Raw genomic sequence first — 15,649 nt, forward strand, 5'->3', positions numbered from 1 at the left:
CGCAACGTGCGACCCTCATGACCAGGCTGCCCACCCGGCCGCCGACCCGAACGCGCCCGCAACGACCTCGGCGCCGGCTTGGCCAGCCCATCCGACGACGGCGGCCGCGACGAGTTCGACGAGTCCTGCCCGAGCCGAGCCCGCAGATCCGCGTTCTCCGCCCGCAACACCGCGTTTTCCCGCCGCAACACCGCGTTTTCCCGCCGCAACCCGGCGTTGTCCCGCCGCAACCCGGCGTTGTCCCGCTCCAACTCAAGAACCCGGGCCTCCAACCGGGCAAGCCGCTCAAGCAGCTCCACGATGGACGGCGTTCCGGACACCCAACCATGATCCAACCCGAACGACCCAGGTCAAGCCGACCCGCCGACGAGCACCTGACCAGTCACCGTCACTCAAGTTGGTTTAAACGAGGTTCGGCGTGAGTCGCGCTCGGGTTCCGCGCTGGCATACTCTGGCTCGGTGCCTCATGCGTCTGATGGCGGTCTCGGGTCAGCCCGAGCGGTTTACCCAGGGACGTTCGATCCCTTCACGCCGGTCCGCGCGTACCCGCCTCTGCCGAATTGACGTTTGGGTGTCGCGCACGAATTCCCGGCGGGAATGCGGAGATCGCGCCCGCAATGCGTGCGCCGAAACCTATAGATGCCCCCGGCCATAACCCCGGAAAAGAGGGTAGGTGCCCGACGCGTCTTCCCGTTCCCGGTTGACGCCGGTAGGAACTCGGACGCGAATCGTGGTCGAGTCTCGGGGCCGCTGCGTGCCATCCTGCGATCATGAGGCGATCGGGAAGGGTCCGCCTGGCCATCGTGGCCGGTGTCGTCGGCGCGGTACTGGGTCGCCACTACCGCGACCTTTGCCGCCGTGGTGGTGGCGCGGGGAACCCTGGCCGCCGAGCGTGGCGCGGGTTCCCCGATCGCAGCGGCGAACGGCTGGTTGCTGGCTCTGTCCTACGGGGAGCACCCACCCGGCGGGCACCTCTGCCCCGACGAATTCGCCGAGCTGCGCCGCCTGGCGGCCGAGCTGCGCCAGACCATCGACCGTCACGCCCGGGATTCCACGGCACGGGTCGAGTCCGTCGAGGACCGCTGGGCGACCGTGCACCGGTCCGGTGGTCTGGACCCGGCGGAGCCGGCCGGCCGTCGTCGCGCGGCGGAGTCGGCGCCGGGTGGCCGTCAGGCCGAGCCGACGTCCGGTGGCTGGTCCGGTGTACCCACGTCCGGTGCACGCGCCGGTGCGCCGATGCCAGGTGGACCGCCAGGTACGCCGACGTCCGGTACGTCGACGTCGGGCGGCTGGGAGACCGGGCAGCCCTCCGGGTCGTGGGGGGCCGCAGCGCCGACCGGTCGCCGTCCGTACGGAGCCGGCGGGTACGGCGGCCAGGGTCCGGGTGAGCCGGGACCCGAGGAGGACTGGGCCACCAAGGCCGGCCCGCCCCGCCGACGGCACGGCCGGGACGAGGAGAACACGACCTACCCGGGCGGCTCCCACCATGGTGGCGGCTCCTACCGGGCGAGTGCTCGGCACGGGGACCAGCCACTGGCGCTGACCGCGCCCGGGTTCACCCGTCCGCGCTGGTCACCTACCTGTGCTGGTCACCTCTCTGCGCCGGTCACTTGTCGATGTCGCCGACCACGAAGAACATCGAGCCGAGGATTGCGATCAGGTCGGGTACCAGGCAGCCGGGCAGCAGGGTGGCGAGTGCCTGCACGTTGGCGTACGACGCGGTGCGCAGCTTGAGCCGCCAGGGCGTCTTCTCGCCCCGGGAGACCAGGTAGTAACCGTTGATGCCGAGCGGATTCTCGGTCCACGCGTACGTGTGTCCCTCGGGTGCCTTGACCACCTTCGGCAGCCGGGTGTTCACCGGCCCGGTGAGCCGGTCGACCCGGTTCAGGCACTGCTCGGCGAGGTCGAGGGAGACGTACACCTGGTCGAGCAGGATCTCGAACCGGGCGTGGCAGTCGCCAGCGGTGCGGGTGACCACCGGTACGTCCAGCTCGCCGTAGGCGAGGTAGGGCTCGTCGCGGCGCAGGTCGAGGTCGAGCCCGGAAGCGCGGGCGACCGGGCCGGACGCGCCGAACGCGGCGGCCTCGGCGGCGGTGAGTACCCCCACCCCGACCGTCCGGGCCAGGAAGATCTCGTTACGGCGGATCAGGTTGTCCAGGTCCGGCAGGCGGCGGCGGACCTCGTCGATGGCGGCCCGGGCCCGTCCGGTCCAGCCGGCCGGTACCTCCTCCTTGAGCCCGCCGACCCGGTTGAACATGTAGTGGATCCGGCCCCCGGAGACCTCCTCCATCACCGCCTGCAACGTCTCCCGCTCGCGGAACGCGTAGAAGACCGGGGTGATCGCGCCGATCTCCAGCGGGTACGAGCCGAGGAACATCAGATGGTTGAGCACCCGGTTGAGCTCGGCCAGCGCGGTGCGCAGCCAGACCGCGCGCTCCGGCACCTCCAGCCCCATCAGCCGTTCGACGGCGAGCACCACGCCCAGCTCGTTCGAGAACGCCGACAGCCAGTCGTGCCGGTTGGCCAGCACGATGATCTGGCGGTAGTCGCGGACTTCGAAGAGTTTCTCCGCGCCCCGGTGCATGTAGCCGACGACCGGTTCGCAGGAGACCACCCGTTCCCCGTCGAGCACGAGTCTCAGGCGCAGCACGCCGTGGGTGGAGGGGTGCTGCGGGCCGATGTTGAGCACCATGTCGGTGCCGAGCTGCTGCCCGTCCGCAACCGTCTCGGGGACCAGGCCGGCTCCGGTACCGACGGTCAGCTCACGCAGGGCACCGGCGTCCGTGGTCATGCCCGTCATCGTGCCATGCGCGGCGCCGGGCCGATGCCGGGCGCCATGAGCGTCGCTTCGATGCCGACCGGTTGCAGCAGCCACCAGTGGCCGCCGAGTCCGGCCGGGTCGGTCAGTTCGGCGGCGGCGGACGCGGCGGCCAGCGCCCGGACGTACCCGGCCGGGTCGGTGCCGGCCAGGGCCAACGGCGGCCGGGCGCCGTCGACCCCGAGCGCCCGCAGCGCCCCGGCCTGACTGATCAGCGTGTACGGCTGTCCGGCCACCTCCGCTCCGGCCACGGCGACCGCGTCCACGGCGACGTGTGCGGTGAGGTCGGTGGAACCGTCCGGTACCGGTGGCACCTGCCGGCCGCCCCGGTACCCGGTCAACGTGCCGTCGACCGGCCGCCCGTCGCGCAGGTGGCCGTAGTCGACGGCGAGGGCCAGTCCCGTATCGAGGGCAGCCACCGCCGCTGCCCAGGCGGTGTCCCGGAAACGGCCGATCTCGGCCCGGCCGGCGTGGCTGCCTCCCGGTCCACCGGCCACCGGCCACCACCGGGCCAGCCAGTCCACGTCCGCTCCGGTGACCGGGGGCCCGGCCTGCTCGGCGCCGTCCGGGGCGACCAGCACCTGCCGCCATCCGCCGGCCACCATCTCGGCCACGTCGACCGGTACGTTGTCCAGCCACTCGGTGCCGAGCAGCAGCCCGGTCAGCCCGTCCGGTACGGCGTCCACCCAGTGGATCGTCGGCGGGAGGTCCGCCGGCCGGGGGGCGAGTTCCACCGCGACCAGCCGCAGCCGGGCGGCCAGCTCCGGCGGGGCGAGGTGGGCGAGGGTACGCAGCAGTTCGGCCCGGCCGGCACCGACGTCGACCAGGTCCAGCCGGGCCGGCTGGTCGAGCGCCGCGTCGACCCGGTGCAGCAGGCGCAACAGCGCTCCGGCGAAGGCCGGGGTGGCGTGCACGCTGGTCCGGAAGTGCCCGGCCGGCGCTCCGGTGACGAAGAACCCGCCCGGTCCGTAGAGCGCCTCCGCCATCGCTGGCCGCCAACTGCGCAGCATCAGTTCACCTGCCGTTCAATGGGTGTCACGCTGCCGACCCTACGGTCGCGGCCATGAGTCGATTCGCCGCACCACTGCGCGTACCGGTCCTGGTCGCCGTGCCGCTGCTTGTCGCCGTACCCCTGCTCTGGTCGCCGCACGCGGACGCGGCGCGGACGCCGCAGGCCGGGCCGTCGTCGGCGGTCCAGGACCAGCTCCGGTTGGTGGGCGCGGGTACCGAGACCCCGGCGCTGCACGACGACACCGCCGGTGGTGACGCGGACGCCGACGACCCGGCGATCTGGGTGCACCCGACCGACCGGGCCGGCAGCCTGGTCATCGCCACCGCCAAGAACGGCGGGCTGTGGGTCTACGACCTGCGTGGCCGGGAGCGGCAGGCGATCGCCACCCCGCCGGCACCCGGGCCGGACGACGAGTCGGGCCGGTTCAACAATGTCGACCTGGTCACCGGTTTCCGGCTCTCCGGGCAGCGGGTGGACCTGGCGGTGGTGACCGACCGGGGGCGGGACCACCTGCGGTTCTACCGGATCGACCCGGTGACCCGGCGGCTGACCGACGTGACCGCCCCGGACGTCCGGTACGCGTTCAGCGCCGACCAGAGCGAGGTGAACGACCAGCGGACGTGGGCACCTTCACCGACTCGGACGGTACGGCGTACGCGCTGGTCAGCCGGCGCAGCACGCCCGAGGTGGGGAGCTTCCGGCTGGTCGCCGAGGGGGCGACGGTCTCCTACCGGCCGGTGGACCGGCTGGCTCTGCCCTCGACGTTCACCCTGCCGGACGGCTCGGCCTGGTCGCCCTGCGCCGATCCGGGGGACGGCCCGCAGGTGGAGGGGACCGTGGTGGATCCGGCGACCGGGGTGGCGTACCTGGCCCAGGAGACCGTCGGGCTCTGGCGGATCCCGGTCCGGGGTGGCCGGTTCCAGGGTGCCCCGCAGGTCGTCGAGCACACCCGCGAGTACGGCGTCCCGGCCGCGTACGACGCCGAGGAGGACGAGTGCGTGGTGGACCACGCGGCCGACCCCGGGTTCGGCGGGCGGATCGCCGCCGACGTGGAGGGGCTGACCATCCGGCAGCAGGGCCGGTACGACGGCACGCTGGTCGTCTCCAGCCAGGGCGACGACACGTTCTACACGTACGACCGGCGTACGCTGCGCCCGCTCGGGCGGTTCGCGGTGACGGACGGCCGCCGGGTGGACGGGTCGCAGGAGTGCGACGGGGCGGCGGTGGTGTCCACCCCGCTGCCCGGGTACCCGGGCGGTCTCCTGGTGGTGCAGGACGGCGCAAACACCCCGGACGTGACCGGACCGGACGGCGAGGCACGCCCGAACACGAACTTCAAGTTCCTCGACGCCGGCTTTCTCCGGCAACGCTGATCCGGTTGGATGGTGTTAAGAAGGGGCCCTTCCTCTACCGAAAACGTTAAGGAGGGGCCCTTCCTTACCGCCCGGAGGGCGGTGAAGGTTTTCACACCGTCTTGTGACGGCTCGGCAACAGCGGCGCATACTTGCGATCGACCGGTACCCACTTCCGAGGACTGGATCGCTGCCATGAGCGCTTCTCCGCGCCCACGTCCGGCCGTGCCCGCTGTGAGCGCTTCTCCGCGCCCGCGTGAGGCTGTGCCTGCCGGGGCTGCTGCGTCGGGAATCCCTGTCACCGACCCCCGTCGATTGATGGTCGTCGGGGTACTGGGTGGTGGCCGGGTCGGTGCCGTGCTCGGTGCCGCACTGCACGCCGCCGGGCACCGGGTGGTCGCCGCCTCCGGGGCCTCCGGGGCGACCCGTGCCCGGATCGCCCTGCTGCTGCCCGAGGCCGCCAACCTCGACGTACCTGCCACCGCCCGGGCCGCCGCCGACCTGCTGCTGGTCGCGGTGCCGGACGACGCCCTGGCCGGGGTGGTGTCCGGGCTGGCCGAGGCCGGGGCGCTGCGCCCCGGTCAGGTGGTGGCGCACACCTCCGGCGCGCACGGGACGGCCGTACTGTCCCCGGCGGTCGCCGTCGGTGCCGGTGCGCTGGCCCTGCATCCGGCGATGACCTTCACCGGTACGCCGGACGATCTGACCCGGCTGGCCGGTATCTCGTACGGGGTGACCGCCCCGGCCGGGCTGCGACCGTTGGCGGCCCGCCTGGTGGCCGACCTCGGTGGGGTGCCCGAGTGGGTCGCCGAGACGGACCGTCCGCTCTACCACGCGGCGCTGGCGCACGGCGCGAACCACCTGGTCACGTTGGTCAACGAGGCGGTGGACCGGCTGCGGGACGCCGGGGTGGCGCAGCCGGAGAAGGTACTCGGGCCGTTGCTGCGGGCCGCGCTGGACAATGCCCTGCGACTGGGTGACGCCGCGCTGACCGGCCCGGTCTCCCGGGGTGACGCCGGTACCGTCGAGAAGCACCTGGACCGGTTGGCCAGCACGGCCCCGGAGTCGCTGGCCCCCTATCTAGCCCTCGCCCGGCGGACCGCCGTCCGGGCGATCGCCGCCGGCCGGCTCCGGCCGGTCGACGCCGAGTCGCTGCTCGGCGTCCTGGCCGACCGTGACCGGGAGGTTGTCGGATGACCGAGCTGCTGCACACCCGCGCCGAGCTGGCCAAGGCCCGGGCCGGGCTGACCGGCACGGTGGGTGTCGTGATGACCATGGGTGCGCTGCACTCCGGGCACGAGTCACTGTTGCGGGCGGCTCGTGAGCAGGCCGACCACGTCCTGGTGACGATTTTCGTCAACCCGTTGCAGTTCGGCCCGAACGAGGACTTCGACCGGTACCCGCGCACCCTGGACAGCGATCTGGAGATCTGCCGGCGGGCCGGCGCGGACCTGGTCTTCGCCCCGGACCGCGCGGAGATGTACCCGGGTGGCGCGCCGGAGGTCCGGGTCGAGCCGGGGCTGCTCGGTGGGGAACTGGAGGGCGGCAGCCGGCCGGGTTTCTTCCACGGGGTGCTCACGGTAGTGCTCAAGCTGATCAACCTGACCCGTCCCGACCTGGTCTTCTTCGGTGAGAAGGACTACCAGCAGCTGACCCTGGTCCGGCGGATGGTGGCGGACTTCGACCTGCCAGTGCAGGTCGTCGGGGTACCGACCGTGCGTGAGTCGGACGGTCTCGCGTTGTCCAGCCGCAACCGGTACCTCTCGGCGCCGGAGCGGGCCGCCGCGCTCAGCCTCTCGGCGGCGTTGCGGGCCGGTGCGGCCGCCGCCGAGCGCGGGCTGGATCCCACCAGCGTGCTGGCCGCCGCCCACCGCGCCTTCGATTCGGGTACGCCCGGAGCCCGGCTGGACTACCTGGTGCTCACCGACCCGGATCTGGAGCCGGGACCGGCGGGTGGCCCGGCCCGGATGCTGATCGCCGCCTGGGTCGGTACCACCCGACTGATCGACAACACGGCGATCAAGCTCGCCGCCCACGACTGACCGCTTCCGCCGGAAAGGCAGCCATGTTCCGCACCATGCTCAAGTCCAAGATCCACCGTGCCACGGTGACCCAGGCCGACCTGCACTACGTCGGCTCGGTGACGGTGGACCAGGATCTGCTGGACGCCGCCGACCTGCTCCCCGGTGAGCAGGTGGCGATCGTCGACATCACCAACGGTGCGCGGCTGGAGACGTACGTCATCCCCGGTGAGCGGGGCAGCGGGGTGATCGGCATCAACGGGGCCGCCGCCCACCTGGTGCACCCCGGTGACCTGGTCATCCTCATTTCGTACGGGCAGATGGACGACGCGACCGCGCGGACGTACCAGCCCCGGATCGTGCACGTCGACGCGGCAAACCGGGTCATCGAGCTGGGCGCCGACCCGGCGGAGGCCGTCCCCGGGATGGTAGGCGACCCGGTCCGGGGGGATCTGACCGTCACCGGCTGACCCCCGTCGCCCGCTTCCGGTCTGTCACCGGGTGACCCCGTCTGGTTACCCTAGGCCGGCGCCGTCCGGATCGCCGGCGCATGGGGAGGACCGTGATGCGCCGTTGGTCGTTGCGGAGCCTGGCGCTGGCCGGTGCTGTCGTGCTGCTGCTGGCCGGGTGCGGTGCACCCGGTGGGGTGGACGGTGACCTGGTCGACGACTGGCCGGCCTTCGGGCAGCCGGAGGCGTTCACCCCACCCGCCGGGGTCTGCCTGGCCGCCGACTTCGCCGAGACCGTCTATCTTTCCGCGTTCAACCCGGTCGACTGCACCGCCCCGCACCGGGTGGAGACCGTCCATGTGGGGACGTTCCCCGGCGATCCTCCGGCCCTGCCCCCGGCCGGTTCGGCGGAGCTGCGGGCCGCGTACGCCGAATGCGACGCGAAGGCCAACGGGTACGTCGGCGGGGACTGGCGGGCCGGCCGGCTCTGGCTCGGGGTGGCCCTGCCCCCGGCGACGGCCTGGGCCGGCGGCGCCCGCTGGTTCCGCTGCGACCTGACCGAGTTGACCAGCGTCGAGTCCAACGGCGAGGTGGTCAGCCGTACCGCCAGCCTGCGCGACGCGCTCAAGGCGGACGGCCCGCTCAGGCTGGGCTGCTACACCGCCAAGCTGGACCGGCAGCGCACGATCGAGGAACTCGTGGCCGCCACCTGCACCCGGCCGCACAACGCGGAGTTCGTCGGCGCCTGGCGCGCCCCGGAGAACGTGGCCTACCCGGTCCGGGACCGGGACTGGGTGCGGTTCTACGACGAGTGTCGCAAACAGATCGGCCGGTACGTGGGCCTGGCGGACGACCCCAACCTGCGGTTCCGGGTCGGCGTGGTGGCGGTCCCGGGCAAGGCGGCCCAGTGGCGGGCCGGCGACCGGGGCGTGCGCTGCTACCTGTGGCTGAGCGACCGCACGGTCAACCGGACGCTGCGCAACGCCGGAGCGGCGGCCCTGCCGATCCGGACAGGGTGACGGTTGCTTCACTTTCTCCGGCCCCCGGCCGGCAGGCCGGTGGTCCGGCGCGGTTGACTGTGGGCATGGAGCTGCCGACCCTCGACCTGCCCGCGCTGCCCGACCTGCTGGCGGCACCCGCACCGGGTTGGGTGGAGACCACCGACGTCATCGTGGTCGGGTCGGGGGTGGCCGGGCTGACCGCCGCGCTGCACCTGCGGGAGGCGGGGCTGCACGTCACCGTGGTCACCAAGGTCAACATCGACGAGGGTTCGACCCGCTGGGCGCAGGGCGGCATCGCCGCCGTGCTCGACCCGCACGACACCCCGGCCGCGCACGCCTCGGACACCCAGATCGCCGGGGTGGGGCTCTGCGACCCCGGTGCGGTCCGGGTACTGGTCGAGGAGGGCCCGGTACGGCTGCGGGAACTGATGCGGATCGGCGCGGAGTTCGACCGCAACCCGGACGGGTCACTGATGCTGACCCGGGAGGGCGGCCACCGGGCCGACCGGATCGTGCACGCCGGTGGCGACGCCACCGGGGCGGAGGTGCAGCGGGCGCTGCACGCCGCGGTCCGTCGGGACCCGTGGATCCGGCTGGTGGAGCATGCGCTGGTGCTGGACCTGCTCCGGGCCCCCGGGGACGGCCCCGGCGGGCTGGGCCGGGCCTGCGGGATCACCCTGCACGTGCTCGGCGAGGGCAGTGCGGACGGCGTCGGCGCGCTGCTGGCCCGGGCGGTCGTACTGGCCACCGGCGGGATGGGCCAGGTCTTCGCGGCCACCACCAACCCGGCCGTCTCGACCGGCGACGGCGTCGCCCTGGCGATGCGGGCCGGTGCCGAGGTCACCGACATCGAGTTCGTCCAGTTCCACCCGACCGCCCTGATCACCCCGGCGGGTTCCGGGGTGCCCGGTGCCGGTCCGGCCCAGCAGCCGCTGGTCTCGGAGGCGTTGCGCGGCGAGGGCGCCCACCTGGTCGACGCCGACGGTAAGCGGTTCATGCTCGGCCAGCACGAGCTGGCCGAACTGGCCCCGCGTGACGTGGTGGCCAAGGGGATCCACCGGGTGCTGCTGGCCACCGGGGCGGACCACGTCTTCCTCGACGCCCGGCATCTGGGCGGCGAGTTCCTGGCCCGGCGGTTCCCCACCATCGTGGCGTCCTGCCTGGCCATCGGGGTGGACCCGGCGGTCGACCTGATCCCGGTCGCCCCGGCCGCCCACTACGCCTCCGGTGGGGTCCGTACCGACCTGCACGGCCGGACCTCCATCCCCGGCCTGTACGCCTGCGGCGAGGTGGCCTGTACCGGAGTGCACGGCGCCAACCGGTTGGCCAGCAACTCGCTGCTGGAAGGGCTGGTCTTCTCCCGGCGGATCGCCGAGGACATCGCCGTCGGCCTTCCGGAGCAGCAGCAGCCGGCCCCGACCGGGGCCTGGCTCGGCGGTGCCGGCTGGGTGACACCGGCGGAGGTGCGGGCGCCGTTGCAGCGCGCGATGACCCGGGGCAGCGGGGTGCTCCGCTCGGCGGACACGCTGACCGCAGCCGCCGGGGTGCTCGCCGACCTCGGGACGGGACGGGGTACCCCGGGGACCGCCTCCTGGGAGGCGACGAACCTGATGACCGTGGCGTCGGCGCTGGTCGCCGCTGCGTACGCCCGGCAGGAGACCCGGGGGTGCCACTGGCGGGAGGACTTCCCGGCCGCCGACGACCGGTGGCGTGGGCACCTGGTGGGTACGGTCGGCACCCGGAACCGGTTGACTCAGCACTGGGAGGAACTGCGGTGAACCCATCCACGGAGGCGGCGCTGCGCGCCGACGGGCTGGACCCGGCGGCGGTACGGCGGATCATCGACACGGCGCTGACCGAGGACCTGGGTCCGGAGCGGCTCGACGTGACCAGTGCCGCCACCATCCCGGCCGACCAGGTGGACACCGCCGAGCTGGTCGCCCGGGCGGACGGGGTGGTGGCCGGGCTGCACGTCGCGGCGGCAGTCTTCCAGCTGGCGGCGACGGGCTCCGGGCGTACCGTCGAGGTGGTGCTGCGGGCCCGCGACGGGGACCGGGTGACGCGCGGTGCGGTGCTGGCCACGGTGACCGGCCCGACCCGGCACCTGCTCACCGCCGAGCGGACGGCGCTGAACCTGCTCTGCCGGATGTCCGGGGTGGCCACCCACACCCGGGCATGGGCGGACGTCCTGGCCGGCAGCAAGGCGACCGTGCTGGACACCCGGAAGACCACTCCGGGGCTGCGGATCCTGGAGAAGTACGCGGTCCGGGCCGGTGGGGGCACCAACAAGCGGATGGGCCTCTACGACGTCGCGATGATCAAGGACAACCACAAGCTGGCCGCCGGGGGGATCACCGCGGCCTACCAGCGGGTCACCGAGTCGTTCCCGGGTCTGCCGGTACAGGTCGAGGTGACCACGGTGGCCGAGGCGGTGGAGGCGGTCGAGGCGGGGGCCGACTTCCTGCTCTGCGACAACATGACGCCGGCGCTGCTGACCGAGGTGGTTGCCGCGGTGGGCGACCGGGCGGAGCTGGAGGCGACCGGCGGGCTGACGCTGGACGTCGCGGCGGAGTTCGCGGCGACCGGGGTGGACTACCTGTCGGTCGGAGCGCTCACCCACTCCGCACCGATCATGGACATCGCGCTGGATCTCCGCTCGGCCTGACCGGCCTGCCGGGTCGGTGGCCGGTCGCCCGGCCGGGCCCGGTGCGGCCGGCCTGCCGGATCACGGCGGCCGGCCTGCCGGATCACGGCGGCCGGCAGGCGCCGGTCCGCGCCGGCCGCCGACGAGGTTGTCTAGGCTTCCAGCGTGCTGCTCTGCATCGACATCGGAAACACCAACACCGTGCTCGCCACCTTCGACGGTGACAAGCTGGTGCACTCCTGGCGGATCAAGACCGACGCCCGCTCGACCGCCGACGAGCTGGGCCTGATGTTCCGGGGCCTGCTCGCCGGGGACGCGGTGGAGATCAGCGGGATCGCCGCCTGTTCGACCGTGCCGGCTGCGCTGCGGTCACTGCGGACCATGCTCGCCCGGTACTACGGCGAGATCCCCAGTGTGGTGGTGGAGCCAGGGGTGAAAACCGGGGTGCAGCTGGCCATCGACAACCCCAAGGAAGTCGGCTCCGACCGGGTGGTCAACACCCTCGCCGCGTACAGCCTCTACGGTGGGCCGTCGATCGTGGTCGACTTCGGGACGACCACGAACTTCGACGTGATCAGCGGGCGGGGCGAGTTCCTCGGTGGGGCGTTCGCGCCGGGCATCGAGATCTCCTTCGACGCGCTCGCGGCCCGTGCCGCCCAGCTACGCAAGGTCGAACCGACCCGGCCGCGGTCGGTGATCGGCAAGAACACCGTCGAGTGCCTCCAGTCCGGGATGTACTTCGGCTTCGCCGGGCAGGTGGACCGGATCGTCGAGCGGATGATCGGGGAACTGGGCGAGGTCCGGGCGGTGATCGCGACCGGTGGCCTGGCCCCGGTGGTGATCGGGGAATGCCGGACCATCACCCACCACGAGCCGATGATCACGCTGATCGGGCTGCGGATGGTCTACGAGCGCAACGTCTGACCGGCCTGCCGGGCGCCGGGTCAGCCGGCCGGGCGGGCCGCCCGGAACACGATCGTCCGGTACGGCAGCGCGAACGAGTCCCGGCCGGCGAGGTCGGGATGGTCCGCCGTGAGTTCCCGTACCGCCCGGTCCAGCTCGCGCTGTCGGGTGGCGTCGGCGGTCAGATAGTAGGAGCGGGTCCGGATCATGCCGAGCAGCTCTTTCGGGCCGAGGGTGACATGGTGCCGGAACTCGGCCTGCTCCACCGGTCCGAACCGGTCGCCGAAGGTGTCCCGCACGTGCCGGAGGAGTTCCTCGGCGCGATACCCGGGGCCGCCGGCGATCCGGGACAGGGCGGCGACCCAGTCGACCGAGTCGTCACGGATGTTCCAGATCGGAGCGAACATCCCACCTGGTCGGAGCAACCGGGCGATCTCCGGATGCGCCCGCTCCCGGTCGAACCAGTGGTACGCCTGACCCGCGACCACCGCATCGGCCCACCCGTCCGGCAGCGGCACCGCCTCGGCGCTGCCGGCCAGGGCGGTGGTGCCCGGGGTCGCCGCGTCGAGCTGTGCCCGCATACCCGGATCCGGCTCGACGGGCGCGACGGTGTGCCCCAGGCCGAGCAGCGCGCGGCTGAGGATGCCGGTCCCGGCGCCCAGGTCGACGACCCGGGCGGGTGTGTCGGTGCCGACCGCCCAGGCGACGGCCAGAGCCGGATATCCGGGACGGAAGCGGTCATAGTCGCCGGCCGCCGTCCCGAACGAGAGGGCCTGGGTGGTATCGGTCATGGCCGGAGGTTATCCGGTGAACAGCTCCGGAGCACTTGAGTACGCTCGTGCCTTGACACCGCCCGATATCTCCATCTGAGGACGCATGCCGTGACCGAGCAGACCACCCCGCCGATCGACCCCGCCGACGACATCCCGGAGCAGATGCGGGTCCGCCGGGAGAAGCGGGACCGGCTGCTCGCCGAGGCCGGTGACGCGTACCCGGTCGGCTACCCGAGGACCGCGACGCTCGCCGAGATCCGTGCCCGGTACGCCGAACTGCCGACCGACACCGCCTCCGGAGACACCGCCTCGGTCGCCGGTCGGGTGATCTTCATCCGGAACACCGGCAAGCTCTGCTTCGCCACCCTGCGGGACGGTGACGGCACCGAGTTGCAGGCGATGCTCTCCCTCGACCGGGTCGGCGCGGACCGGCTGGCCGACTGGAAGCGGCTGGTCGACCTCGGTGACCACGTCGGGGTGACCGGTGAGGTCATCACCAGCCGGCGGGGGGAGCTGTCGGTACTCGTCGACACCTGGGCGGTCACCGCCAAGGCGCTGCGTCCGCTACCGGTGGCGCACAAGCCGCTGAGCGAGGAGGCCCGGGTCCGGCAGCGCTACGTCGACCTGATCGTCCGGCCGCAGGCGCGGCAGATGGTACGCACGCGCGCGTCGGCCGTGCGCAGCCTGCGGGATTCGTTGCACGCCCGCAGTTTCGTCGAGGTCGAGACCCCGATGCTGCAGTTGATCCACGGTGGTGCGGCGGCCCGCCCGTTCGTCACCCACAGCAATGCACTCGACACGGATCTCTATCTTCGAATCGCCCCGGAACTGTTTCTGAAGCGCGCGGTGGTCGGCGGGATCGACCGCGTCTTCGAGATCAACCGCAACTTCCGTAATGAGGGGATCGACTCTTCGCACTCGCCGGAGTTCGCGATGTTGGAGGCTTACGAGGCGTACGGGGACTACGACACGATGGCCAACCTCACCCGCCAAGTCGTGCAGGAGGCAGCGGTGGCGGTCAGTGGCTCGACCGTCGTCACCCACGCTGACGGCACGGAGCTGGACCTGGGTGGTGAGTGGCGTTCGGTCACCCTCTTCGGGGTGCTTTCCGAGGCGCTCGGTGAAGAGGTCTCGGTTACCACGGAACGGGCCCGGCTGGTGCAGTACGCCGAGAAGGTGGGTATGGCGGTCGACCCCAAGTGGGGGCCCGGCAAGCTCGCCGAGGAACTCTTCGAGGAGTTGGTCGTTCCGGGTCTTCGGGAGCCCACCTTCGTGCGGGACTACCCGGAGGAGACCAGCCCGCTCACCCGGAGCCACCGCGAGCAGCCCGGCCTGACCGAGAAATGGGATCTCTACGTGCTCGGATTCGAGCTGGGCACGGCGTACTCGGAGCTGGTCGACCCGGTGGTCCAGCGGGAGCGGCTGGTCGCCCAGGCGCAGCTCGCGGCGCGTGGCGACGCCGAGGCGATGCGGCTGGACGAGGACTTTCTCCGGGCCATGGAGTACGGAATGCCACCGGCCGGTGGCATGGGAATGGGAATCGACCGGCTCCTGATGGCCCTCACCGGCCTGGGAATTCGGGAAACGATCCTCTTCCCCTTGGTCCGCGCGGAGTAGTCGCCAGGTTCCTGTTCCGTAGTTTCGCCGTCCTATTGACGCGACAAGCATCGTGAGCGCTATTGTGCTCTTGTTTGCAGGAGAACCTGCTCGAAAGGAACGTGGCACGTGGCCAAGCAGATCATTCACAAGCTGGTCGATGACCTGGACGGCGGGGACGCGGACGAGACCGTCAAGTTCTCGCTCGACGGGGTTCAGTACGAGATCGACCTCTCGAAGAAGAACGCCGGTAAATTGCGGGAGCTATTCGCGCCCTACGTCGCGGCCGGATCGAAGGTCGGCCGGGGTGGGGTGGTCGTGGGCGGTCGTGCCGCCCGCGGGCGCGGTGGGGCCACCGCCGACCGGGAACAGAACAAGGCCATCCGGGCCTGGGCCAAGAAGGAAGGCCGGGAGATCTCCGACCGGGGTCGCATCCCGCAGGAGATCGTTGACGAGTACCACGCCAAGGCCGGGCGCTGACCGGGCCTGACCGATGGTCGTCGACGCCGGCTCGGAGCGTGCTCCGGGCCGGCGCGGTGCTTTGCGGCCCTTCTGGGGCCGCGCCGGATGTCCACGGGTACGGAGGCGTGGGCGACCGGTCGCCGGATGTCGGCCGGGTGGGTTCCGGAGGTACCACGTCCGGGGACCTGCCGCGTGCCGGTGTGGAGATCGACCCGGCAGGGCCGGGATCTTTCCGGCGGAGCGGGAAGAATCCCCCCGGGCCGGACGTTGTCCACAACCGGTGGATGGTTTGTCCACAGCCTGTGGATGGCCGGCCGGTCCCCGGCGGTCACCGCCGGCACGTTGAATTTCGCTCTGCGCGTAGAGGTGGGCGGTCCGGAACACCCTCTGAGCGGGGACAGTTGATAGAAACGACGCGTTCGCGGGTCCGGCCAGCAGCACACGACCTCAGCCGGACCGGTCCGCGGCGATAGAGTAATGAGGCACGGACGTTCGCCTTGGACGTCCGGGCACCGGCCCCGCCGAGATTCTTGACCACCAAGATCGAGTGCGCACGGCACGTGAGGAGCACGAGGGCATGTTCGAGCGGTTCACCGACCGAGCGCGACGGGTTGTCGT

General features: G+C 72.1%; 14 protein-coding genes and 1 pseudogene. 11 read left to right on the forward strand and 4 right to left on the reverse strand.

What is annotated here, in order from left to right; translation table 11 throughout:
* From V6U90_RS30335 to V6U90_RS30345, 3 genes are all read right to left on the reverse strand, one after another.
* On the reverse strand, positions 1-272 hold a 272-nt coding region (locus V6U90_RS30335), incomplete at its 3' end, for a DUF6444 domain-containing protein (RefSeq protein ID WP_442933699.1).
* A gap of 1,334 nt (positions 273-1,606) precedes the next feature.
* Positions 1,607-2,800 carry an NADH-quinone oxidoreductase subunit D gene (locus tag V6U90_RS30340; protein WP_334444012.1) on the reverse strand — a complete coding sequence of 398 codons (1,194 nt, stop codon included), beginning with the start codon at positions 2,798-2,800 and terminating at the stop codon, positions 1,607-1,609.
* Positions 2,797-3,828: an SAM-dependent methyltransferase gene (locus V6U90_RS30345; RefSeq protein ID WP_334444014.1), complete on the reverse strand. Its 1,032-nt coding sequence runs from the start codon at positions 3,826-3,828 to the stop codon at positions 2,797-2,799. Before V6U90_RS30345 ends, V6U90_RS30340 begins: the two co-directional genes overlap by 4 nt.
* A 53-nt stretch (positions 3,829-3,881) precedes the next feature.
* Here V6U90_RS30345 and V6U90_RS30350 point away from each other — a divergent pair.
* The 9 genes and pseudogenes from V6U90_RS30350 to V6U90_RS30390 all read left to right on the forward strand — a co-directional run.
* Positions 3,882-4,346 (forward strand): annotated as a pseudogene (locus V6U90_RS30350) (phytase); the annotation flags it as partial.
* A 104-nt stretch (positions 4,347-4,450) separates the two neighbouring features.
* Positions 4,451-5,203: a phytase gene (locus tag V6U90_RS30355; protein ID WP_334444016.1), complete on the forward strand. Its 753-nt coding sequence runs from the start codon at positions 4,451-4,453 to the stop codon at positions 5,201-5,203.
* Between the two features lie 174 nt (positions 5,204-5,377).
* Entirely contained in the window at positions 5,378-6,379 is a 1,002-nt protein-coding gene (locus V6U90_RS30360; RefSeq protein ID WP_334444019.1) for a Rossmann-like and DUF2520 domain-containing protein, read from the forward strand.
* Complete coding sequence (gene panC / locus V6U90_RS30365) at positions 6,376-7,224, forward strand: pantoate--beta-alanine ligase (RefSeq protein WP_334444021.1); 849 nt, start codon at positions 6,376-6,378, stop codon at positions 7,222-7,224. The genes V6U90_RS30360 and panC overlap by 4 nt, the downstream gene beginning before the upstream one ends.
* A gap of 23 nt (positions 7,225-7,247) precedes the next feature.
* Positions 7,248-7,673, forward strand: a complete 426-nt coding sequence (gene panD, locus V6U90_RS30370; RefSeq protein WP_334444025.1) for an aspartate 1-decarboxylase — start codon at positions 7,248-7,250, stop codon at positions 7,671-7,673.
* 95 nt (positions 7,674-7,768) lie between these two features.
* On the forward strand, positions 7,769-8,671 hold the full coding sequence (locus V6U90_RS30375) for a septum formation family protein (RefSeq protein ID WP_334444028.1): 903 nt from the start codon (positions 7,769-7,771) through the stop codon (positions 8,669-8,671).
* Positions 8,672-8,736: 65 nt separating this feature from the next.
* Positions 8,737-10,431 carry an L-aspartate oxidase gene (locus tag V6U90_RS30380; RefSeq protein ID WP_334444030.1) on the forward strand — a complete coding sequence of 565 codons (1,695 nt, stop codon included), beginning with the start codon at positions 8,737-8,739 and terminating at the stop codon, positions 10,429-10,431.
* Positions 10,428-11,318 (forward strand): carboxylating nicotinate-nucleotide diphosphorylase, encoded by an 891-nt coding sequence (gene nadC, locus V6U90_RS30385; RefSeq protein WP_334444033.1) that lies wholly within the window; start codon positions 10,428-10,430, stop codon positions 11,316-11,318. Before V6U90_RS30380 ends, nadC begins: the two co-directional genes overlap by 4 nt.
* A gap of 144 nt (positions 11,319-11,462) precedes the next feature.
* Positions 11,463-12,221, forward strand: a complete 759-nt coding sequence (locus V6U90_RS30390) for a type III pantothenate kinase (RefSeq protein ID WP_334444036.1) — start codon at positions 11,463-11,465, stop codon at positions 12,219-12,221.
* 20 nt (positions 12,222-12,241) lie between these two features.
* Here V6U90_RS30390 and V6U90_RS30395 read toward each other — a convergent pair whose 3' ends face one another.
* Positions 12,242-12,991, reverse strand: a complete 750-nt coding sequence (locus V6U90_RS30395; RefSeq protein ID WP_334444039.1) for a class I SAM-dependent methyltransferase — start codon at positions 12,989-12,991, stop codon at positions 12,242-12,244.
* Between the two features lie 90 nt (positions 12,992-13,081).
* Between V6U90_RS30395 and lysS the strand changes: the two genes are divergently transcribed.
* Both lysS and V6U90_RS30405 read left to right on the forward strand, forming a co-directional pair.
* Positions 13,082-14,590, forward strand: a complete 1,509-nt coding sequence (gene lysS / locus V6U90_RS30400) for a lysine--tRNA ligase (RefSeq protein ID WP_334444042.1) — start codon at positions 13,082-13,084, stop codon at positions 14,588-14,590.
* A gap of 108 nt (positions 14,591-14,698) precedes the next feature.
* Positions 14,699-15,049 (forward strand): histone-like nucleoid-structuring protein Lsr2, encoded by a 351-nt coding sequence (locus V6U90_RS30405; RefSeq protein WP_208812354.1) that lies wholly within the window; start codon positions 14,699-14,701, stop codon positions 15,047-15,049.
* Positions 15,050-15,649: the final 600 nt, after the last annotated feature.

Origin of the sequence: Micromonospora sp. CPCC 206060, assembly GCF_036906895.1 — a bacterium.
Lineage (GTDB): Bacteria > Actinomycetota > Actinomycetes > Mycobacteriales > Micromonosporaceae > Micromonospora.

Bases quoted from the DNA above. Each gene is read 5' to 3' on its own strand.
- V6U90_RS30340 (WP_334444012.1), bottom strand. From the start codon at position 2,800: ATGACGGGCATGACCACGGACGCCGGTGCCCTGCGTGAGCTGACCGTC.
- V6U90_RS30345 (WP_334444014.1), bottom strand. From the start codon at position 3,828: ATGCTGCGCAGTTGGCGGCCAGCGATGGCGGAGGCGCTCTACGGACCG.
- V6U90_RS30360 (WP_334444019.1), top strand. From the start codon at position 5,378: ATGAGCGCTTCTCCGCGCCCACGTCCGGCCGTGCCCGCTGTGAGCGCT.
- panC (WP_334444021.1), top strand. From the start codon at position 6,376: ATGACCGAGCTGCTGCACACCCGCGCCGAGCTGGCCAAGGCCCGGGCC.
- panD (WP_334444025.1), top strand. From the start codon at position 7,248: ATGTTCCGCACCATGCTCAAGTCCAAGATCCACCGTGCCACGGTGACC.
- V6U90_RS30375 (WP_334444028.1), top strand. From the start codon at position 7,769: ATGCGCCGTTGGTCGTTGCGGAGCCTGGCGCTGGCCGGTGCTGTCGTG.
- V6U90_RS30380 (WP_334444030.1), top strand. From the start codon at position 8,737: ATGGAGCTGCCGACCCTCGACCTGCCCGCGCTGCCCGACCTGCTGGCG.
- V6U90_RS30395 (WP_334444039.1), bottom strand. From the start codon at position 12,991: ATGACCGATACCACCCAGGCCCTCTCGTTCGGGACGGCGGCCGGCGAC.